The sequence below is a fragment of the Streptomyces narbonensis genome, assembly GCF_014649015.1.
GTDB classification, from domain to species: Bacteria; Actinomycetota; Actinomycetes; order Streptomycetales; family Streptomycetaceae; genus Streptomyces; species Streptomyces narbonensis.
The window spans coordinates 689,086-708,743 of sequence record NZ_BMSF01000001.1 but is presented as its reverse complement, the minus strand read 5'-3'; the positions used below and the strand labels follow the sequence as shown (position 1 = coordinate 708,743).

The following is a 19,658-nucleotide window of genomic DNA, read 5'->3' as shown; positions in this document are numbered from 1 at the left end:
GTCAGTCACTGACAATTGACAAAGCGATTCACACGCCGGTAACTGTCACGTAGCTCACAGGTACCCTGACTACGCCCGGACTCGGACGAAGCACCTGAAAAGAGAATCGAATTGACCGTTCCCACCCCTGGCCTCCGCGAGCGGAAGAAGCAGCGCACGCACGACGCACTGATCCGGGTGGCCCTGGAGCTCTTCACCACCCAGGGGTACGAGCGGACGACCGTCGACGAGATCGTCGAGGCCGTCGAAGTCTCCCAGCGCACCTTCTTCCGCTACTTCGGCTCCAAGGAAGAGGTCGCCTTCGCCGTCCAGCACATGGTCGAGGAGCTGTTCGTGCGAGCCCTCGGCGAGCGGCCGCCGGCCGAAGGCCCCTTCGACGCGCTGCGGCACGCCGTCCTCAGCTCCTGGGACCACGCCGGTGAGGCCATCGCCGACGTCGTCCCCGTCGAGCTGTACCTGCGGAACTTCCAGATGATCGAGTCGACCCCCGCGCTGCTCGCCTTCCATCTGCGCCGCTCGGCGGAGACGGAGGAGACGATCGCCCGGATCATCGCCGACCGGGAAGGCCTCGACGTGGACGGGGACCCGCGGCCGCGGATCGCGGTGGCGGCCTTCAGCGGCGTCATGCGGGTCACCGGCCAGATGTGGGTCCGGGGCACGGACCAGAGCCTCGAAGGCATCCGCGCCCTCACCGAGCGTTACCTCGACCACCTCGGCCCGGCGCTCGCCCCGCACTGGCGTACCGGGGCGGCCGGCGACGCCCCGTAGGCGCTCCGTACCGCTCCGAAATGCCGGGCGACACCCTTTGGGCCACCCGCTCCGGCCCCCGTAAGGTGGCGCCCCGTGACCACCGCCGACGCCTCGCCCGCCCTCGCCGTGACGCGCACGCTCCTCGCGCTCGCCGTCGTGTTCGTGCTGCTCGCGACCACCGGGTGGACCGCGATCCGGCACCGTCCCGAGCCCGGACCGTCCCGGGCGGCCGCGCTCGCCGCGTGGGCGCGCGACCGCGTCGGCCACCAGCCGCTGCCCGATCCGTCGGCCACCCCGGCCCGTACGGTCGCCGCGTTCTTCGCCCGGCTCGGACCGGCCGGCGGCGCCCGGCTCGCCGAGCGGCACCCGCTCGTCGTCGGCAATCTCAACGGCGTCCCCGTCGCGCTGCGCTACCGCGCCAACCGGCTCACGCTCGCGGCGGCGCTCGACGCCGAGCGTGGCAGGCTCGACGGCACGCGCCTCTCCGCCGACGGCCGGCACGAGGCGCGACGGCGCGCCGACCGCTTCGCCTCCCTGATGCGGCCCGGCCGTCAGGTCCTGGCCTTCGACCCGACGGGCAAGGGGCGCGCGGCCGAGGTCCTCGGCGATCTGGAGCGGGCCCGGCGGGTCTCGGTGATCGTGCCCGGCGTCGACACGACCCTCCTCACCTTCCAGAAGACCCACGGCCGGTACGCGGCACCCGCCGGCATGGCCCAGGCGCTGTACGCCGCCGAGCGGCGGGCCTCCCCCGGCGCCCGGGTCGCCGTCATCGCGTGGGCCGACTACACCGCACCCGCCGGGGTCGGCGTCGACGCGATGACCGGCCGGCTCGCCGCGAACGGAGCCGTACGGCTCGTGGAGCTGACCTCGGCGCTGCCCGGTGGCGCCCGGGTGGCGCTCTTCTGCCACAGCTACGGCTCCGTCCTGTGCGGGCTCGCCGCGCCCGAGTTGCCCTCCCGGGTGACGGATCTCGCCGTCGCGGGCAGCCCCGGCATGCGGGTGGAGCGCGCCGCGGAGCTCGCCACCACGGCCCGGGTGTGGGCGATGCGGGACCCGGACGACTGGATCGAGGACGTGCCGCACCTGGAGGTCGGCGGGGTCGGGCACGGCGCGGACCCGGTGGAACCGGAATTCGGCGCGCGGCTGCTCTCTGCGGGCGGAGCCGCCGGTCACAGCGGCTATTTCGAGCCGGGCACGGAGAGCCTCGGCAACTTCGCCGCGATAGGCGTCGGTTCCTACCAGGACCTGGTCTGCGCACGTGCCGACAGCGCTTGCCACCATGGAATATCCGGTGCGGAAGCGGCCTGACGCGCGTAGATCACGGAATTTCCCGACCTTTCACAGGGGCGACGCACAGGCATACGCCGCATACGATGAGGCGTATGGGTGATGTGCTGGCCGGAATTCATGCCACCTGGGAGTTCGAGAGCGATGCCCTCGTCATCCGCTTCGAACGGGGGAACCGCAACACGCCGAAGCTCTTCAGCGCGCTACGCGAACGACGAGTACCGCACGAGGCGTTGGCGTCCGTGACGCTCACGCCCGGCAAGCGGGGCACCGTCGTGCTGCACGCCGTGCCGCGGCCCGGCGCCGATCCGCTGATGGAGGCGGCCGCGGGGCAGCTCAAGGAGGCCTGCGACCCGTACCGTCTGGTGCTGCCGGCGGACCGGGAGACGCTCGCCGAGTACTACCGGGACGAGCTGCGGGCGCTGCTCCCGGCGGACGCGGGCTTCGCCGACGGCGGCTTCGCGGACACGAGCTTCACGGACACGGGCTTCGCCGACGGCGGCTTCACGGACGCGGGCCCCGCCGAGGGCAGGGGCGCCGGGGACGACGGCATGGCCGTGCGCCCCACCGACGGCTTCCTGGTGGCCGCGCCCACGGGGCCGCTGTCCTTCAAGACGTACGACGGGCGGGCGAGCTTCGACGGGACGTCGGAGGTGGCCTTCCGCTGGTCCTGGACGGGCGCGTCCTCAGAGAAGTGGAAGGCCGGCGACCAGACCTTCTCCGTACGGGAGCTCAGCGGCGTCGAGTGGCGCTCGCCGGAGATCCTCGACGGGTACCTGCGGCTGGTGCCCCGGGACGGCGGCGCCCGGCCCGCCCAGCCCGACCGGGACCCGGCCTCGGTCGTCTTCGGACTCGGCCTCGGGCCGGTGCACGAGTCCCTCCCCTTCGCGGCGGCCGTCCTCGCCGCCATCCGGGGGAAGGACCGCACGCCCGCCGCCGTCACGGCCGGCGCCCCTGACACGGCGCGCCGCGACCCCGGGGCGGTCGCGGAAAGGATCCGGCACCTGGGAGACCTGCACCGGGCGGGGCTCGTGACGGACGAGGAGTTCTCGGCGAAGAAGGCGGAACTCCTCGCGGAGCTCTGAGTCCGAGGAGAGCGCGGAGCTCTGGGTCCGAGGGGAGCGCGGAGCTCTGGGTCCGAGGGGAGCGCGGAGCTCTGAGTCCGAGGAGAGCGCGGAGCTCTGAGTCCGAGGAGAGCGCGGAGCTCTGGGTCCGAGGGGAGCGCGGAGCTCTGAGTCCGAGGAGAGCGCGGAGCTCTGAGTCCGAGGAGAGCGCGGAGCTCTGGGTCCGAGGGGAGCGCGGAGCTCTGAGTCCGAGGAGAGCGCGGAGCTCTGGGTCCCAGCGGAGCGCGGAGCTCTGGGTCCCAGCGGAGCGCGGAGCTCTGGGTCCGAGCGGAGGGGATACCAGCCCCGGCGTCATACCTCGGTATCGGGTCGCGGCCCCCACCCCGGTATGACGCCCGCGCCCACGGCCGCTGCCTACCCTGAGCGGGTCATGGCTACCGAACAGCGGCACGAGCCGCCCACCGCCCGCCTCAGCCGGTTCAGCGCAAGGTCACGCGCGTTGTTCCAGGGCCTCGGGGCCGCGCTCACCACCCCGACCACCCCCGGCGCACCCCTGCTCTCCGAGGCCTCCTCGCGGTGGGTGCGCCTGCTGCCGTACGTCGTCGCCGTCGCGTTCGTCGCCTCGCTGCTGCCCACCACCGTCACCGTCCTCGTCAACGACTACGGCCTCAACGGCGCCCTGGCCGGGGCCCTCGCCACCGCCCAGACCACGCCGCTGCTGCTCGCCGTCTCCCGGCCCCTCCAGGCCTGGTGGGTGATCTTCACCGCCGACGTGCTCGGCGCGCTCCCCCTCCTCGCCTCCGACGGTCCCCACGGGGACCTGTGGCCCTGGACCCCTCCGGTCGTCATCGGCTACTGCGCGCTGATGGTCGCGCTCGGCCTACGGGAGTCCCGCCGGGCCCTGTTCGGCGTCTGGCTGGCGACCGGCGCGGCCGGTTTCGTCCTGGAGATCTTCCGGCCCGACGGGGACACCAGCGTCCACACGCTGCTGCTCGTGCTGAGCGGCGTCCTGCTGCTGCTCACCTCTGCCGTACGCGCCCGGGGCGACGCGCAGCGGCGGCTCGTCGAGCAGGAGATCATCAACGAGGCCGAGCGCTCCCGCCGCACGCTCCTGGAGGAGCGGGCGAGGATCGCGCGCGAGCTGCACGACGTCGTCGCCCACCACATGTCCGTGATCACCGTGCAGGCCGACTCGGCCCCGTACCGCATCCCGGACCTCCCGGACGCGGCGCGCGAGGAGTTCACCTCCATCGCGACGAGCGCGCGCGAGTCGCTGGCCGAGATGCGGCGGCTGCTCTCGGTGCTGCGCAGCGACGGCAGCGAGGGCGAGCGGGCCCCTCAGCCGGGTCTCGACCGGGTCCAGCAGCTGGTCGAGGCGACCGTGCGGGCCGGGGTGCCGGCCGAGCTGTCGCTCGCCGCCGGTCTGAAGGACGTGCCGCAGGCGGTGGACCTGTCCGCGTACCGGATCGTGCAGGAGGCCCTCGCCAACGTCGTCCGGCATGCGCCGGGCGCCGCGACGCGCGTGTCGGTGCGGGTCTCGGACGACGGGTGGCTGACCGTCCTCGTCGTCAACGGGCCCGGCGAGGAGGCCGGTTCCGGGGTGGAGCGGGGTGCGGCCGGCACCGGGCACGGTCTCGTCGGGATGCGGGAGCGCGTACGGTTGACGGGCGGCTCGCTGGACACCGGGCCGCTGCCGGACGGCGGCTTCCGGGTGGCCGCACGGCTCCCGCTGACGGCGGACCCGGCGCCCGCCGCGGAACCGGAACCGGCTCCCTGAGGGGTACCGGCGACGGACCCGGCACCCGGACCCGGCAGAGGCCCGGCTCCGAACCCGACCCCCACTCCGACCCCCGAGGACCCCGAGTGACCATCCGCGTGATCATCGTCGACGACCAGGCCATGGTGCGGGCCGGTTTCGCCGCCCTGCTCGCCGCCCAGCCCGACATCGACGTGGTGGGCGAGGCGCCGGACGGGCGGCAGGGCGTGGACGTGGCCCGCTCGACGCATCCGGACGTCGTGCTGATGGACGTGCGGATGCCGGAGATGGACGGGCTCGCGGCGGCCCGGGAGATCCTCCACCCGCCGACCGGCGTCACGCACCGGCCGAAGGTGCTGATGCTGACCACCTTCGACGTGGACGACTACGTGTACGAGGCGCTGCGCGCGGGCGCCTCCGGCTTCCTCCTGAAGGACGCGCCGCCCGCCGACCTCATCGCGGCGGTACGGATCGTGGCGGCGGGCGAGGCGCTGCTCGCCCCGTCCGTGACGCGCCGGCTCATCGCCGACTTCGCCGCCTCCCGGCCCGCCCCGCGCCGGGACACCACCGCGCTCCGTCTGAACGGCCTCACCCCGCGCGAGACGGAGGTCCTGGAGCTGATCGCCCGGGGCCTGTCCAACCAGGAGATCGCCGACCGACTGGTCCTCGCGGAGCAGACGGTGAAGACCCACATCGGGCGGGTCCTCGCCAAGCTGGACCTGCGCGACCGGGCGCAGGCCGTCGTCTTCGCGTACGAGTCGGGCCTGGTCACCCCCGGCGCGAGCTGAGCCCTCCGGGCACTCCCCCGGGCACCCCCCGGGGGAAAACCCCACCCTCGCCCTGGGGTTGGCTGCTCCTCCACCCCCTACCCCGGTATCAAACCGTGGTTGGCTCCCCGGTGTGACGTGCCGTCACCCGTCGTCTTCCTACCTTCCTCTCGCCGACGAAAGAGCGAGAAACCGGAGAGGGAGGGCGACCACATGCGCCGCTTCGCGAGGACCCTGACGACCGCGGCCGTGGTGGCCGCGGTGATCGCCGGGACGGCCGGCTGGGCGTCCGGGGACGCCCAGGAGGCCGTCACCGGAGCACCTGTCGGAACGGGGGCCTGGCGGGATGCGGGGCTGCCGGACCCCGAGCGGATGGGCCCGGCCGGGACCGCGCGGTTCTTCGCGGGACTCGCCCCCGTACGACAGAGGGAACTGGCCCGCACGCACCCCACGGTCGTCGGGAACCTCGACGGCGCCCCCCTCGCCCTGCGGTACGAGGCCAACGAGCGGGCCACGCACGGCCGGATCGCCGGGGCGCGGGTCCTGGCCCACGATCCGCGCGGCCGGGGTCAGGCCGCCCTCGTGTACGGGGACCCGGCGCGGGCCGAGCAGGTCGCCGTGATCGTGCCCGGCTCCGACACCGACCTCGACCACCTCACGCCGCTCACGGACATGGCGCGGGAGCTGCACCGGGCGACCGGCGGCCGCACCGCCGTCGTCGCCTGGGCCGGCTACACCACCCCCGTCGGCGTCGGCCTGGACGCGGCCACCGGCCGGCTCGCCGAGGCCGGGGCGGACCGTCTCACCCGCTTCGTGGACGGACTCGCGGCCGTCCGGCCCGCCGGGGCCGCCGAGCCGACGGTGTTCTGTCACAGCTACGGCTCCGTCGTCTGCGGCCTCGCCGCCCGCGACCTGAAGGCGAAGGACCTCGTGGTCTTCGGCTCCCCCGGGATGCGCGCCGCGAACGTCGCCGAACTCGGCACCTCCGCCCGCGTCTGGGCGGCGAAGGATCCCACCGACTGGATCGACCGGATCCCGAACGTCGAGCTCGCCGGGCTCGGGCACGGCGCAGACCCCACCGACCCGGCCTTCGGGGCCCGCCGGATCCCGGCCGAGGACGCCACCGGCCACGGCGGCTACTTCGCGCCCGGCACCAGCTCCCTGCGCGCCTTCGCCTCGATCGCCGAGGGAGACGTCCGATGAGCACCCTCGCCATGACGGCCCGGAAGACGGCCGCGAAGATCGAGTCCTCCACCCCCGCCCACCGCGACCGGGCGATCGACGGGCTCCGCGCCCTCGCCCTGCTCGCCGTGCCGACCGGGCACTGGCTGCTCGGCGGCTTCACCCTCTCCACCGACGGCGCCATCCACAACGCGTCCCCGCTCGGCACCTTCGCCGGTCTCGCCCCGGTCAGCTGGGTCCTCCAGATGCTGGGGATCTTCTTCCTCGTCGGCGGCTACGCCTCCGTCCTCTCCTACCGGCGCCGCAAGGGCTCGACCGGCGCGTGGCTGAAGGGCCGGCTGGCCCGTCTCGGCCGCCCGGTCCTGGGGGTCACCGCCGTGTGGGCGGCGCTGCTCCCGCTGCTCCACTTCGGGCTCGGAGTGCCCGTGGACAGCCTGCGGACGGCGTCCACCCTCGTCGTCCAGCCGCTGTGGTTCGTCGGGGTCTACACGGTGGTCACCGCGCTCACCCCGTACTGCGTCCGGGTCGCCCGCCGCCTCGGGGTCTGGGCCGCCGCGCCGCTGCTCGGCTCGGTAGCCGTGGTCGACTTCCTCCGCTACGGGCCGTACGCCGACGCCGTGCCGTCCTGGCTGAGCCTGCTGAACATCCTGCCCGGCTGGCTCTTCGCCTATCAGCTCGGCGTCTCGTGGGGCTTGGGCCGGGTGACCCGCAAGCACGCCTGGGCGCTGCTGCTCGGCGGGGCGGCGCTCTTCGCCACCCTGCTGCTCGCCTTCGGGTACCCGGCGTCCATGGTCGGCGTCCCCGGCGAGGCCCGCACCAACTCGCACCCGCCGTCGCTGCTCGTCCTCGCCCTCGCCGCCGCGCAGAGCGGTGCGGCGATCCTGCTCCGCGAGCGGCTCGGCCGGCTCCTGAAGCGGCCCGCGCTGTGGGCTCCGGTCGTGGTGGTCAACCTGTCCGCGATGACGATCCTGTGCTGGCACCAGACGGCGATGCTCACGGCGGCGATCCCCGGCTCGTACCTCGGGGAGGTCCCCGGCCTGGTCGGCGCGCCGGACTCGGTCGGCTGGATCCTGGCCCGGCTGGCGTGGATGCCGGTCTTCGCGGGGCTGCTCGTCCTGATCGGGCGGTTCGCGCGGGGCTTCGAGTCACCCTGGACGACGACCGGCCCGGCGCGCCGCGTCCTGGCGGGACTGCTGGCGGCCGGATTCGGGGTCTTCGCCCTGGGGCTCGGGTGACCGGGCGCGGGCGCCCCGGCAGGGCGGCTCGACCGGGCGGCTCGGCCGAGCGGTCTCAGACCTCGCGGGCCAGGGACGTGTGGCTCATGTCCGGGTAGCGGTCGCCCGCCACCAGACCCGCGATCGGCTCCAGTTCGGCCAGCTCGGCCGCGGTGAGGACGATCCGGGTGGCGGCCGCGTTCTCCTCCAGGCGGGAGCGCTTGCGGGTGCCGGGGATCGGGACGACGGTCAGGCCGTGCACGGCGGACCGATGCTGCACCCAGGCGAGGGCGATCTGCGCCGGGGTGGCGCCGTGCGCGGCGGCGATCTTCCGGACCGGGTCGAGGAGGGCGGCGTTCCGCTCCGCGTTCTCGCCGGTGAACCTCGGCTGGTACCGGCGGAAGTCACCGCCCGACAGCTCCTTGCCGGCGTCCGCGAACGCCCCGGTCAGGAAGCCCCGGCCGAGCGGCGAGTACGGCACGAGGGTGACGCCGAGCTCGGCGGCGGCGCCGACGGCACTGCGCTCCACGTCCCGGGAGAAGAGCGACCACTCCGACTGGAGCGCGGCGATCGGGTGCACCGCGTGGGCCTCGCGCAGCTCGGGCCCGGTCACCTCGCTCAGCCCCAGGTGGCGGACCTTGCCCTCCTGGACGAGCTCGGCCATCGCGCCGACGGACTCGGCGAAGGGGATCTCCGGGTCACGGCGGTGCATGTAGTAGAGGTCGATGGTCTCGACGCCGAGGCGGCGCAGGCTCTCCTCCGCGGCCCGCTTGATGTACGCGGGGTCGTTGCGGACGGCCCGGTAGGAGGGGTCGTCGGCGCGCCGCTCGATGGCGAACTTGGTCGCGAGGGTGATCTCGTCGCGGTGGGCGGCGACGAAGGGCGCGAGGAACTCCTCGTTGGCGCCGCTGCCGTAGATGTCGGCCGTGTCGATCAGGGTGACGCCGGCCTCCAGGGCCGCGTCGAGGGTGTCGCGGGCGGCGGCCTCGTCGGTGTCGCCGTAGAACTCGCTGATGCCCATGGCGCCGAAGCCCTGGACGCCGATCTCCGGCCCGTTCCGGCCGCCGAGACGTACGGTGTCGATCCTGGTCATGTGGGTGTGCCTCCGCATGCGGTCCCGTAGTGGCTGATCTTGATGTCGAGCACGGCGAGCGTGTCCTGGAGCTCGGTGATCCGGGCGAGGACGTCCCGCCGGGTGGTCTCCAGGAGCTCCCGCCGTTCGTCGCGGGTGTGATCGCCCTCGCGGACGAGTTCGGCGTACCGGACCATGTCGGCGACCGGCATGCCGGTGAGCCGCAGCTTGCCGACGAAGCCCAGCCAGCCGAGGTCGCGCTCGCTGAACCGGCGCTGCCCGGTGTGCGAGCGGTCGACGTGCGGCATCAGGCCGATCCGCTCGTACCAGCGCAGGGTGTGCGCCGACAGGCCGGTCAGGGCCGCGACCTCGCTGATGGTGTAGTGCGCACGGGTGCTGCCCGCACTCGTGGCCGTGCTCGCGATCACGCTCATGACTCCACGCTAAAACGTTGGAGTGCACTCGAAGCAAGTAGGCTCGGCCCCATGCAGAGCAGCAGCGTGCCGAGCCTGGCGTCGATCGAGAACTGGCCCGTCCCCACGGCGGCCGCCGCAGTCGTCCGTGCGGACGGCACCCTGGCCGGGTCGTACGGCCCCACCGGGCAGCGCTTCCCGCTCGCCTCCGTCACCAAGCCGCTCGCGGCCTACGCCGTCCTCGTCGCGTACGAGGAGGGGGCGATCGACCTCGACGAGCCGGCCGGGCCCGAGGGCGCGACGGTCCGCCACCTGCTCGCGCACACCTCTGGGCTCGCGTTCGACGAGAACCGGGTCATGGCGGCGCCCGGCGCCCGCCGGATCTACTCCAACACCGGTTTCGAGGCGCTCGGCGACCACGTCGCCAAGGCGACCGACATCCCGTTCGCCGAGTATCTGCACCAGGCGGTCCTGGAACCGCTCGGCATGGCCTCGACGAGCCTGGAGGGCTCGCCCGCCAAGGACGGCGTCTCGACCGTCGACGACCTGGTGCGGTTCGCCGCCGAGGTGCAGGCGCCGCGGCTGCTCGACGCCCGGACCGTCCTCGACGCGATGACCGTCACGTACCCCGGTCTGACCGGCATCCTGCCCGGTTACGGGCACCAGCGGCCGAACGACTGGGGTCTCGGCTTCGAGATCCGCGACGGCAAGTCCCCGCACTGGACGGGCGCCACGTCCTCGCCGCGCACCTTCGGGCACTTCGGGCAGTCGGGGACCTTCCTGTGGATCGACCCGGACGCGCGCGCCGCGTGCGTGGCGCTGACCGACCGGCCTTTCGGGGCGTGGGCGGTCGAGGCCTGGCCGCCGTTCACGGACGCGGTCCTCGCGGAGCTGCGCGCCGCCTGACCTGGGAGCGGCCCGACCTGGGCGCCCGCCTACCTGGGCGGCGCTCCTCAGTCGGTGTCGTCGTCGCAGGTGGCCGCGGGCAGGGCGCCGTCGGGGCCGATGAGGACGACCTCGGCCAGGCCGAACCGGTCCTGCGCGTAGACGGTCGTGCACACGAGCTGGCGCACGGCCGTCTCCGACAGGCCCGTGACCGGGAACGGGGCCCGCGCGCGCAGCAGCCGGCGGCCCTCGGTGCCGGCGGGCTTGTCCTCCGTGACGTGCGGGGCGGCCAGGCCGGACGGGAGACCGGTGGTCAGACCCGCTGCGGTCTCGGCGTCGTTCGGTCCGGCGAGGAGCGCGGCGAGCGCCTTGTCGCCGGCGGCCCCCCTCTCGGCCAGGAGGGCCTTGTCGGGGGGAGCGGTCTCGTGGCCGTCCCCGCTGCCCAGGACGTAGTCCGGCCCGAAGGGGTTGTCGGAGCTCCCGAACCCGACGTCGCGGGCCACCGGCATGGAGCGGCCGTCCGGGCCGACGAAGTACAGCATCATCCGGGACTCGGGGTTCGGCGCGACCAGGACGGTCGGGGCGCCGCCCGCCTCGACGACGTCGCTCCCCTGGATCCCGCAGGCGGCCACCAGCGGCAGGAGCCCGGCCAGAGCCACGGCGGCGGCCCGGCGGCCGGTCGCGGCGGCGGCCCGGCGGCGGAGAGCGGCGGCGGCCGAGCGGCGGGTCACAGCGGCATCCGCACCGTGAAGACGGCGCCGCCCTCCGGACGGTTGCCGGCCTCCACGGTGCCGCCGTGCAGCCGGACGTTCTCCAGGGTGATGGCGAGGCCGAGCCCGCTGCCCGCCGAGCGCGTCCGCGCCGGGTCCGCCTTGTAGAAGCGGTCGAAGACGTGCGGCAGGACGTCCGGGTGGATGCCCGGCCCCCGGTCGGCGACCTCCGTCACGAAGCGGTCCCCCTCCTCGTACACCCGGACGGTCACCGGCGCCCCGCCGTGCCGCAGGGCGTTCCCGACGAGGTTGGCGACGACGACGTCGAAGCGGCGCGGGTCGAGCCGGGCCCTGATGCCCGGGGTGAAGTACGGCACGACGGACTCGGGGTCGGTCCAGTGCCGGTTCTGGAGCGTCTTGCGGACGCAGTCGGCGACGTCGACCTCGTCCGTGTGGAGCTCGGCGGCTCGCGCGTCGAAGCGGGAGATCTCCATCAGGTCCTCCACGAGGACGGCGAGCCGGCCGGTCTCGGCGCTGACCAGCCGGACGGCCCGGGCGGTGTCGCTGTCGAGCGTCCCGGCGGCGGCGTCCTCGTCGAGGACCTCGGTGACGGCGAGCATGCCGGCGAGCGGGGTGCGCAGTTCGTGCGAGACGTCGGAGGCGAAGCGGCGGGCGCGGGCCTCGGCGCGGCGGAGTTCGGCGACGGACCGTTCGAGCTCGGCGGCGGACTCGTTGAACGTCCGCGCGAGGTCGGAGAGTTCGTCGCTGCCCTTGGCGTGGATCCGGGTGTCGAGCCGGCCGCGGCCCATGTTGTGGGCGGCGATGCCCAGTTCCCGCACGGGGCGCAGCACACCGCGCGACGCGATGAGCGCGGGGATCAGGGCGACGGCGAGGGCGGGGAGTGCCCCGTCGCGGGCGGCGGTGACCATGGCCTCGACGTTGGCCTCCTCCTCGTCGAGCTCCATGACCGCGTAGAGGACGAGCCCGGTGGGCCGCGCCGCGTCCTCTGCCGTGAAGACGTGGAAGAGGGCGGGGACGGCCATGGTCAGGTACGGGGTGCCGTTCTTGACGACCCGCTGGAAGCTGCCGTGCGGCGATTCGGCGTTCGCGTGGGCCCGGGCCCTCAGCTCGGGGGTGATGACGGAGGAGGTCGGGCGGTCGGTGGAGGAGACCCGGACGTCGCCGTACTCGGCGTAGACGCGCCAGGTGCGGGGCTTGCCCTGACGGGCGATCCGTCGGACCTGGTCCCCCAGGAAATCGGCCGAGGGGGGCAGGGCGATGTTGAGGCCCTGGACCTGCTCGCGGAAGGCGGAGAGGGCGGTGTTCTGGGCCTGTTCCAGGATGGCGTTGCGGGCGGCCCGGTAGGTCAGGGCGGCGGTGGTGCCGCAGCCGACGGCGGCGACGAGCAGGAACGCCAGGACGAGCCGGGTACGCAGGCCGAAGGGGCGTCGGCGCGGGCGCCGGGACCTGCGCTTCCGGGTCTCCGCCTGCGTGTCCGCCCCGGCGGCCGTCTCCCCCGCCGTCTCGGGGGCCGGCTCGGGGGCCGTACAGGTCCTCACAGCGGTCCGAAGCGGTAGCCGAAGCCGCGCAGGGTCTGGATGTAGCGGGGTTCGCCGGGGGTGTCCTCGATCTTGTTGCGCAGGCGCCGGACACAGGCGTCGACCAGCCGGGCGTCGCCGTGGTAGCTGTGCTCCCAGACGTGTTCGAGGAGCTGCTGCCGGCTGAAGACCTGCTCGGGGGCGGCGGTGAGGTGGAGCAGCAGCTTCAGCTCGGAGGGGGCGAGGGCGAGCCGCTCGCCCGCCTTGGCGACCGTGAGTCCGGCCCGGTCGACGGCGAGCTGCCCGTGGAACTCGACGCCCGGGCGGCCCGCGCCGGGCTCCTCGATGCGCCGCAGCACGGCCCGGATGCGGGCCTCGATGACCTCGGTGCGGGCGGGCTTGACGATGTAGTCGTCGGCGCCGGCCTCCAGGCCGATGACGACGTCGAAGTCGTCGCCGCGGGCGGTGAGCATGATGATCGGGAGCTGGCTGCTCTCCCGGACCCGGTGGCAGACCTGGACGCCGTTCATGCCGGGGAGCATCAGGTCGAGGAGGAGCAGGTCGGGCCGGAACTCCCCGAGGGCCGCGAGTCCGGCCTCCCCGGTGGCCGCGGTCCGCACCTCGTGTCCCCGGCGGCGCAGCCCGAGTTCGACGCCCTCGCGGACGGAGGGGTCGTCTTCTATGAGGAGCACGCGGGGCATCTGTGGAGTATCCCAGGGTCGTTCGGACGCCCCCGGAGGGGGCGGCGGGTCACGCCCGGCGCCCGAGGGCGCGGAGGCGGGTGGTGCCGGTGGCGAGGAGGGCCTGCACCTCGACGAGGCGGAGGGGGCGGGCGAGCAGGGCGAAGACGCCGAGGACGGCGAGACCGCCGGCGAGACCGGCGACGACGGAGCCGGCCTCGCCGGTCAGGTCGGCGACGAGGAGGCCGTATCCGGCGGCGGGCACGGCTGCGACGAGGAGCCGCACGAGCGCGGAGCCCGCGCCGTCGCGGTCGCCGCTCCTCCTGCCGTCGCCGCCGCTCTCCCCGGGGGTGGCCCCTGCCGAGGCGCCCCGCAGCCTGCGCCCGAGGACGTACGCGGTGAGGGCCCAGCCCGCCCACAGGGCGAGCGAGTAGGCCGCGGCCATGCCCGCGACGGCCCAGTGGGCCGGGAGGTAGTGGTACGCGGCGAGGGACAGCCCGGCGTTGAGCCCGGCGATCACCAGGTTGAGGAAGAAGGGCGTACGGGTGTCGCGCAGGGCGTAGAAGGCGCGGGTGCACACGTACTGGCCGGAGAGGGCGACGAGGCCGGGCGCGAAGGCCATCAGGATCCAGGACATCGCCCGGACGTCGTCGGCGCCGGTCTCCCCGTACCCGAAGACCACGGTCATCAGCGGCACGGCGAGGGCGAGGAGCGCGCAGGCTGCCGGGACGACGGCCGCCGCGCTGGTCCGCTGCGCGTAGGCGACGTCCCGGCGGACGCCCGCGAGGTCGCCGTCGGCGGCGGCGGCGCTCATCCGGGGCAGCAGCGCGGTGACGAGGGAGACGGTGACGATGCCGTGCGGGACGGCCCACAGCAGATAGGCGTTGTTGTATCCGGCGAGGCCCGAGCCGCCGGGGGTCTCGGTGCCCGAGGAGGTGGCGAGCCAGGTGGTCACCCAGTACGCGCCCTGGTTGGTGAGGACGAGCAGCACCAGCCAGCCCGCCGAGCGCAGCGGCGCGGCGAGGCCGCTGCCGCGGAAGTCGAGGCGCGGGCGCCAGCGGAAGCCGGCGGCGCGCAGCGAGGGCAGGAGGGCGAGGGCCTGGAGGGCGATGCCGGCGGTGGTGCCCCAGCCGAGGAGCGCGGTCTCGCCGGGGGTGAGTTCCCCTCCGTCGCCGACGACGAGGAAGAGGCCGAAGACGGCGACGACGACCACGTTGTTGAGGACGGGAGTCCACATCATGGCGCCGAAGCGGCCCCGGGCGTTGAGGACCTGGCCGAGCAGGGTGAAGAGCCCGAGGAAGAAGATCTGCGGCAGGCACGCGCGCGCGAACGCGACCGTCATCTCCCGCTGCTCGCCCGCATAGTCGGTGTACGTGTCGACGATCAGCGGCGCGGCGAACACGGCGGCGGCCGTGAGGGCGGTGAGGGCGAGCGCGCAGAGGGTGAGGAGCCGGTCGGTGTAGGCGACGCCGCCGTCCTCGTGCTCCTTCGCGGCCTTGACCAGCTCGGGCACGAAGACGGCGTTGAGGGCACCGCCGAGGAGCAGCGTGTAGATGATGGTGGGGACGGAGTTGCCCACCGCGTAGCCGTCGGCGACGAGGCCCGCGCCCAGCGCGGCGGCGACGACGGCGGCCCGGACGAAGCCGGTGGCACGGGAGACGAGCGAGCCCGCCGCCATGAACGCGCCGCTGCGGAGCGCGGAGGGCGCGGCCGCCTTCTTCGGTACGGCGGGTTCGGTGAGCGTCGCCGTCATCGGCGGGCCAGATATGCCTGGAAGGCGCGGAACAGCGCCCCGTTGGTCGTGCCCTGCATCGGAATCTCCCACTCCCCCAGCGTCTCGACGACCTGTCCGCCCGTGCCGAGCTTCCAGCGCAGGAGCCCGTGGGCGCGGTCGCCCGGATCGAGGGTGGAGGGTACCCCGCGGAGGTCGTAGACGGCGGCGCCGAGGGCGTGGGCGTCGAGCATCATGCGCCACTGGAGGGCGTTGGAGGGGCGGACCTCGCGGCGGTGGTCGGCGGAGGCGCCGGTCTGGTACCAGACGCGGGCGCCGACGGTCACCATGGTGTGGGCGGCGAGGATCTCGCCCTCGTGGCGGGCGAGGTAGAGCCGCATCCGGCCGGGCTGTTCGGCGTTGAGGACGGCGTACTGGCGCTCGTAGTAGGCGAGGGAGCGGCCGAGGCGGAAGCCGTCACGCTCCTCGGTGATGCGGAGCAGCCGGTAGAACTCGGGCAGGTCGGCGGCGGAGCCGATGGTGATCTCGACGCCGGACTTGCCGGCCTTGCGGACGTTGCGCCGCCACTCCTGGTTGAGGCCGGACCAGAGGTCGTCGGTGGAACGGCCGGCGAGCGGGACCTGGAAGACGTGGCGGGGCTGGGCGTCGGCGCCGTCCTCGGAGTCGCCGCCGCACTTGCGCCAGCCGCGGGCGCGCAGGCGCTCGGCGACGACGGTGCCGAGCGGGTCGACCTCGTCGGCGAGGACGTCGGCGAGGCGGCGGCCGGGACCGGTGGCGGCCTTGGCGGTGGCGGCGCTCCAGCGGCGGTAGGCGGGGCCCGGGCCCATGCGCACGGCGAAGACGCCGGAGGCGCGGAGGTGGCCGAGGAGCGGGGAGAGCCAGCCGTCCAGGTCGGGGTCCGACCAGTCGGCGACGGGCCCTTCGGGGAGGTAGGCGAAGTACTTGCGGGTGCCGGGGAAGGCGCGGAGCAGGACGAGGGCGACGCCGGTGAGCTCGCCGGACTCCGGCCCCCAGCCGAGCAGTTGGTGGGTCCAGCCGTCCTTGACCTGTGCCCAGGAGGGCAGCTGGAGGAAGCTGGGCCCGTCCGCGCCCGTGGCGCGGGAGGCGAGGAACGCGCGGTACGTCTCGGGTGTCACGGGTCCGAGCCTGACCGGGCCCGCGGGGGCACGGCGGTCGGTGGGTGCGGCCGTCACGAGCAGCGCTGACACAACGGGAGCCTCCTGGTTCCGCCCCTCGGTGGTGGGGCGCACAGCAGGCTCACAGCCGAATTCGACGGAAGCGCTCGGTCATTGTGACCGGACGATGACCGTTCCGCCTCAGCCCTCGTCATACGGGCCTCCGGCGGCCCGTGGGACGGCCGGTCGGCCTACAGTCCGGAACATCCCACCTTCTTCCCTCACCGCGGAGGTCTTCCGTGCTGCCGATACGCACGCCCCGTTCCGTCCTCGTGGCCGTCGCGCTGGGCGTCTCGCTCACCGCCTGTTCCGCCCAGGCGGCGAGCGGCCCGGGCGCCGGCCCGTCGTCGGGTGCCGCCTCGTCGGGCGCGTCCCCGGCGAAGGTGACGGTCGTGGACCCGGCGGCCGGCCGGCCCGTCTCGGTGACCGCGGCGGGCGGCACGCTCGCGGCGGTGAAGGTCTCCGACGCGGAGGGCGGGGTCCTCGCCGGCCGTACGGGCGCGGGGGGCACGAGCTGGACGTCGGACCGCAAGGCGGTGCCGGGCGCCTCGTACACGGTGGAGGTGACCTCCCGTACCGCCGACGGCAAGGAGTCGACGACCCGGTCCTCCTTCGTGACGCCGGAGCCGAAGGCGGTGAACAAGCTGACCCTGGCGCCCGGCAAGAACACGACGGTGGGCATCGGGCACCCGCTGTCGATCGTCTTCGACCTGCCGGTGACGAAGAAGGCGGACGTGGAGCGGCAGTTGAAGGTCACCACCTCGAACTCCACCGAGGGGTCCTGGGGCTGGGTGAAGGACTACTCGGGCCGCGACCGGGCGGACTGGCGGCCCAGGACCTACTGGAAGCCCGGTACGAAGGTCACCCTCGAAGCGGACCTCGACGGCACCGACTCGGGAGGCGGCTGGTTCGTACGGGACTACCGCACCGGCTTCACCGTCGGCGCCGCGCAGGTCGTCAAGGTCGACCTGGACCGGCAGAAGCTGACGCTGGAGCGCGACGGGCGCGCGGTGCGCACGATCCCGGTCTCCGGCGGCACCCCCGGCGGCGACAAGCGCTCCTGGCGGGGCACGGCCGTCCTGATGGCGAAGGAGGGCACCATCAACATGAACTCGGAGACGGTGGGCCTCGGCGACGCCTACGACAAGATGGTCGACTACTCGATGCGGCTGACCTGGTCGGGCATGTACGCGCACGCGGCCCCGTGGAACGCGGCGTACTTCGGCAAGGCCAACAAGAGCTCCGGCTGCATCGGCATGAGCGACGAGAACGCCTCGTCGTTCTACGCCTCGGTGAACGTCGGGGACCCCTTCGAGATCACCGGCCGCGACACCAAGGGCACGGTCGCGGAGGGCAACGGCTACGGGGCGTGGAACCTGAGCTGGGCGCAGTGGAAGGCGAAGAGCGCGCTCGCCTGAAGGACCGGCCCGGTCAGCCCAGGCCCTTGCGCGGGTCCCGCATCTCCCAGACCAGGACCTCCGCACCGGTCGTGGCGACGAGCGTGCCTCCCTCGGCACCGGTGAGCCGGGCCGCGTCACCGGGGCCGAGCTCGACGCCGGTACTGGTGCCGGTGCCGGTGCCGGTGCCGGTGCTGATGCCGTCGTCGTCGAGCCGGACCGTGCCGCGTACGACGTGGACGTACGCGAAGTCGGCGGCCGGTACGGCGGTGCGCTCGCCCGCCGCCGGACGCAGGACGTGCAGCCGCGCGTCCGCCGCCGGCAGGTCGTACGGCCCGTCGAGACCGCGGACCACCTCGTACGACGGGTCCCCGCCCGGCACCAGCGGCGCGAGCCACATCTGCACGAAGACCAGGGGGACGGCGGCGTCGTTGCGTTCGACGTGCCGGACGCCCCCGGCGGAGCCGAGCCGCTGGAGGTCGCCGGGGCGGACGACGGTGGTGTGACCGGCCGTGTCGTGGTGGGTGAGCTCGCCCTCGACGACCCAGGTGACGATCTCGGTGTGGCTGTGCGGGTGCTCGTCGAAGCCCGCGCCGGGCGCGAGCCGCTCCTCGTTGCAGGCGAGGACCGCGCCGAAGCGGAGGTTGTCCGGGTCGTAGGAGGAACCGAAGGAGAGGGCGTGCCGGGTCTCGATCCCGGCCGCCGGGTCGCCCCCGGGGTACCGCTCGGCCGCCCGCTGGATACGCATCACGGGCTCACGGTATCCGGCACGGGCCCGGGTCCCGCCGGCGAATCCGCCCCGCCCCCGCACGTCGGCGCCCTGATAAGGCAGTCTTGTCCCCGTGCCAGAACCCACGAACGCCGCTCACCCGCACTCCGCGACCCTGAAGCGCCTCGAACAGTCCTCCGGGAGGCTCGCCGCGGGCGCGATCGCCCGCATGGACGAGACGCTGCCGTGGTACCGGGCGATGCCGCCCGAGAACCGTTCCTGGATCGGCCTGGTCGCCCAGGCCGGTATCGCCGCGTTCACCGAGTGGTTCCGGCACCCCGAGACGCCGCAGGCGATCTCGACGGACGTCTTCGGCACCGCGCCCCGCGAGCTGACCCGGGCGATCACCCTGCGCCAGACCGTGGAGATGGTCCGCACCACGATCGAGGTCATGGAGTCGGCGATCGAGGAGGTCGCCGCTCCCGGCGACGAGTCCGTGCTCCGCGAGGCGCTGCTGGTCTACGCCCGTGAGATCGCCTTCGCCACCGCCCAGGTGTACGCGCAGGCCGCCGAGGCCCGGGGCGCCTGGGACGCGCGCCTGGAGTCGCTGGTGGTGAACGCGGTGCTCTCCGGCGAGGCCGACGAGGGCGCCGTCTCGCGTGCCGCCGCCCTCGGCTGGAACTCGCCGGACCACGTCTGCGTGATCCTCGGCACCGCCCCCGACGGGGACAGCGAGCTGACCGTGGAGGCGATCCGGAGGGCCGCCCGGCACGCCAAGCTCCAGGTCCTCACCGGTGTCCTCGGCGACCGGCTCGTCGTCATCGCGGGCGGCAACGACAATCCCCTCGCCGTGGCGAAGTCGCTGATCGGCCCGTACGCACCGGGCCCGGTCGTGGCCGGCCCCGTCGTCCCCGACCTGCTGGCCGCGACCCGCTCCGCACAGGCCGCGGCGGCCGGCCTCAAGGCCTGCTCCGCCTGGCAGGACGCGCCCCGCCCCGTCCTCGCGGACGATCTCCTCCCGGAGCGCGCCATCGCCTCCGACCCTTCGGCGCGCGAGCAGCTGGTGGAGGAGATCTACAGACCACTGGAGGAGGCGGGCTCGGCTCTCCTTGAGACGCTGAGCGTCTATCTGGAGCAGGCGAGCAGCCTCGAAGGCGCGGCGCGGATGCTGTTCGTGCACCCCAACACCGTGCGCTACCGGCTTCGACGTGTGACCGACGTCACCGGCTGGTCACCCTCCGATGTCCGCTCCGCGTTCACGCTGCGGATCGCGCTCATCCTCGGACGCTTGGCCGACGGGGATACCCAGTCCTAGACTTTTGTCGAA

18 protein-coding genes are annotated in these 19,658 nt (G+C 74.0%); 10 read left to right on the top strand and 8 right to left on the bottom strand.

The window, feature by feature from the left end:
* Positions 1–111 precede the first annotated feature (111 nt).
* From IE124_RS03020 to IE124_RS02990, 7 genes are all read left to right on the top strand, one after another.
* The gene (locus tag IE124_RS03020) at positions 112–768 is read left to right on the top strand and encodes a TetR family transcriptional regulator (RefSeq protein ID WP_189504451.1); all 657 of its coding nucleotides are present in this window, start codon (positions 112–114) and stop codon (positions 766–768) included.
* A 75-nt stretch (positions 769–843) separates the two neighbouring features.
* Entirely contained in the window at positions 844–2,058 is a 1,215-nt protein-coding gene (locus IE124_RS03015) for an alpha/beta hydrolase (protein WP_189504449.1), read from the top strand.
* 74 nt (positions 2,059–2,132) lie between these two features.
* Positions 2,133–3,122, top strand: a complete 990-nt coding sequence (locus tag IE124_RS03010) for a DUF4429 domain-containing protein (protein ID WP_189504447.1) — start codon at positions 2,133–2,135, stop codon at positions 3,120–3,122.
* Positions 3,123–3,531: 409 nt separating this feature from the next.
* Positions 3,532–4,878: a sensor histidine kinase gene (locus tag IE124_RS03005; RefSeq protein ID WP_229832063.1), complete on the top strand. Its 1,347-nt coding sequence runs from the start codon at positions 3,532–3,534 to the stop codon at positions 4,876–4,878.
* Between the two features lie 86 nt (positions 4,879–4,964).
* The gene (locus IE124_RS03000; RefSeq protein WP_189504443.1) at positions 4,965–5,645 is read left to right on the top strand and encodes a response regulator; all 681 of its coding nucleotides are present in this window, start codon (positions 4,965–4,967) and stop codon (positions 5,643–5,645) included.
* 192 nt (positions 5,646–5,837) lie between these two features.
* The gene (locus tag IE124_RS02995) at positions 5,838–6,827 is read left to right on the top strand and encodes an alpha/beta hydrolase (protein WP_189504441.1); all 990 of its coding nucleotides are present in this window, start codon (positions 5,838–5,840) and stop codon (positions 6,825–6,827) included.
* The gene (locus IE124_RS02990) at positions 6,824–8,041 is read left to right on the top strand and encodes an acyltransferase family protein (protein ID WP_189504439.1); all 1,218 of its coding nucleotides are present in this window, start codon (positions 6,824–6,826) and stop codon (positions 8,039–8,041) included. The genes IE124_RS02995 and IE124_RS02990 overlap by 4 nt, the downstream gene beginning before the upstream one ends.
* 55 nt (positions 8,042–8,096) lie before the next feature.
* Here the strand turns inward: IE124_RS02990 and IE124_RS02985 are convergent, their stop codons facing one another.
* Both IE124_RS02985 and IE124_RS02980 read right to left on the bottom strand, forming a co-directional pair.
* Positions 8,097–9,113, bottom strand: coding sequence for an aldo/keto reductase (locus IE124_RS02985; RefSeq protein ID WP_189504437.1), 1,017 nt, complete (start codon positions 9,111–9,113; stop codon positions 8,097–8,099).
* Positions 9,110–9,526, bottom strand: a complete 417-nt coding sequence (locus tag IE124_RS02980; protein WP_189504435.1) for a MerR family transcriptional regulator — start codon at positions 9,524–9,526, stop codon at positions 9,110–9,112. Before IE124_RS02980 ends, IE124_RS02985 begins: the two co-directional genes overlap by 4 nt.
* Positions 9,527–9,577: 51 nt before the next feature.
* Here IE124_RS02980 and IE124_RS02975 point away from each other — a divergent pair, with 51 nt between their 5' ends.
* Positions 9,578–10,411: a serine hydrolase domain-containing protein gene (locus IE124_RS02975; RefSeq protein ID WP_189504433.1), complete on the top strand. Its 834-nt coding sequence runs from the start codon at positions 9,578–9,580 to the stop codon at positions 10,409–10,411.
* 47 nt (positions 10,412–10,458) lie between these two features.
* Here IE124_RS02975 and IE124_RS02970 read toward each other — a convergent pair whose 3' ends face one another.
* Genes IE124_RS02970 through IE124_RS02950 form a run of 5 tightly spaced genes read right to left on the bottom strand, consistent with a single transcriptional unit; the run spans position 10,459 to position 16,258 of the window.
* Positions 10,459–11,121: a hypothetical protein gene (locus IE124_RS02970; protein ID WP_189504431.1), complete on the bottom strand. Its 663-nt coding sequence runs from the start codon at positions 11,119–11,121 to the stop codon at positions 10,459–10,461.
* Positions 11,118–12,659: an ATP-binding protein gene (locus IE124_RS02965; protein ID WP_189504428.1), complete on the bottom strand. Its 1,542-nt coding sequence runs from the start codon at positions 12,657–12,659 to the stop codon at positions 11,118–11,120. The genes IE124_RS02970 and IE124_RS02965 overlap by 4 nt, the downstream gene beginning before the upstream one ends.
* Entirely contained in the window at positions 12,656–13,339 is a 684-nt protein-coding gene (locus IE124_RS02960) for a response regulator (protein WP_055643751.1), read from the bottom strand. Before IE124_RS02960 ends, IE124_RS02965 begins: the two co-directional genes overlap by 4 nt.
* Before the next feature lie 49 nt (positions 13,340–13,388).
* Entirely contained in the window at positions 13,389–15,071 is a 1,683-nt protein-coding gene (gene murJ, locus IE124_RS02955; RefSeq protein ID WP_189504426.1) for a murein biosynthesis integral membrane protein MurJ, read from the bottom strand.
* Positions 15,068–16,258 (bottom strand): lipid II:glycine glycyltransferase FemX, encoded by a 1,191-nt coding sequence (locus tag IE124_RS02950; RefSeq protein WP_189504424.1) that lies wholly within the window; start codon positions 16,256–16,258, stop codon positions 15,068–15,070. The genes murJ and IE124_RS02950 overlap by 4 nt, the downstream gene beginning before the upstream one ends.
* 206 nt (positions 16,259–16,464) lie before the next feature.
* On the opposite strand from IE124_RS02950, the gene IE124_RS02945 reads away from it, so the two are divergent.
* Entirely contained in the window at positions 16,465–17,643 is a 1,179-nt protein-coding gene (locus tag IE124_RS02945; RefSeq protein WP_189504422.1) for a L,D-transpeptidase, read from the top strand.
* Positions 17,644–17,656: 13 nt separating this feature from the next.
* On the opposite strand, the gene IE124_RS02940 is transcribed toward IE124_RS02945, so the two are convergent.
* The gene (locus tag IE124_RS02940) at positions 17,657–18,370 is read right to left on the bottom strand and encodes a pirin family protein (protein ID WP_189504770.1); all 714 of its coding nucleotides are present in this window, start codon (positions 18,368–18,370) and stop codon (positions 17,657–17,659) included.
* A gap of 94 nt (positions 18,371–18,464) precedes the next feature.
* On the opposite strand from IE124_RS02940, the gene fasR reads away from it, so the two are divergent.
* The gene (gene fasR, locus IE124_RS02935) at positions 18,465–19,646 is read left to right on the top strand and encodes a fatty acid biosynthesis transcriptional regulator FasR (protein ID WP_189504420.1); all 1,182 of its coding nucleotides are present in this window, start codon (positions 18,465–18,467) and stop codon (positions 19,644–19,646) included.
* The last annotated feature ends 12 nt before the right edge of the window (positions 19,647–19,658 follow it).

Coding starts and splice junctions, on each gene's coding strand:
- IE124_RS03010 (WP_189504447.1), top strand. CDS start 2,133: ATGGGTGATGTGCTGGCCGGAATTCATGCCACCTGGGAGTTCGAGAGC.
- IE124_RS03005 (WP_229832063.1), top strand. CDS start 3,532: ATGGCTACCGAACAGCGGCACGAGCCGCCCACCGCCCGCCTCAGCCGG.
- IE124_RS02995 (WP_189504441.1), top strand. CDS start 5,838: ATGCGCCGCTTCGCGAGGACCCTGACGACCGCGGCCGTGGTGGCCGCG.
- IE124_RS02990 (WP_189504439.1), top strand. CDS start 6,824: ATGAGCACCCTCGCCATGACGGCCCGGAAGACGGCCGCGAAGATCGAG.
- IE124_RS02985 (WP_189504437.1), bottom strand. CDS start 9,113: ATGACCAGGATCGACACCGTACGTCTCGGCGGCCGGAACGGGCCGGAG.
- IE124_RS02980 (WP_189504435.1), bottom strand. CDS start 9,526: ATGAGCGTGATCGCGAGCACGGCCACGAGTGCGGGCAGCACCCGTGCG.
- IE124_RS02975 (WP_189504433.1), top strand. CDS start 9,578: ATGCAGAGCAGCAGCGTGCCGAGCCTGGCGTCGATCGAGAACTGGCCC.
- IE124_RS02960 (WP_055643751.1), bottom strand. CDS start 13,339: ATGCCCCGCGTGCTCCTCATAGAAGACGACCCCTCCGTCCGCGAGGGC.
- murJ (WP_189504426.1), bottom strand. CDS start 15,071: ATGACGGCGACGCTCACCGAACCCGCCGTACCGAAGAAGGCGGCCGCG.
- IE124_RS02940 (WP_189504770.1), bottom strand. CDS start 18,370: ATGCGTATCCAGCGGGCGGCCGAGCGGTACCCCGGGGGCGACCCGGCG.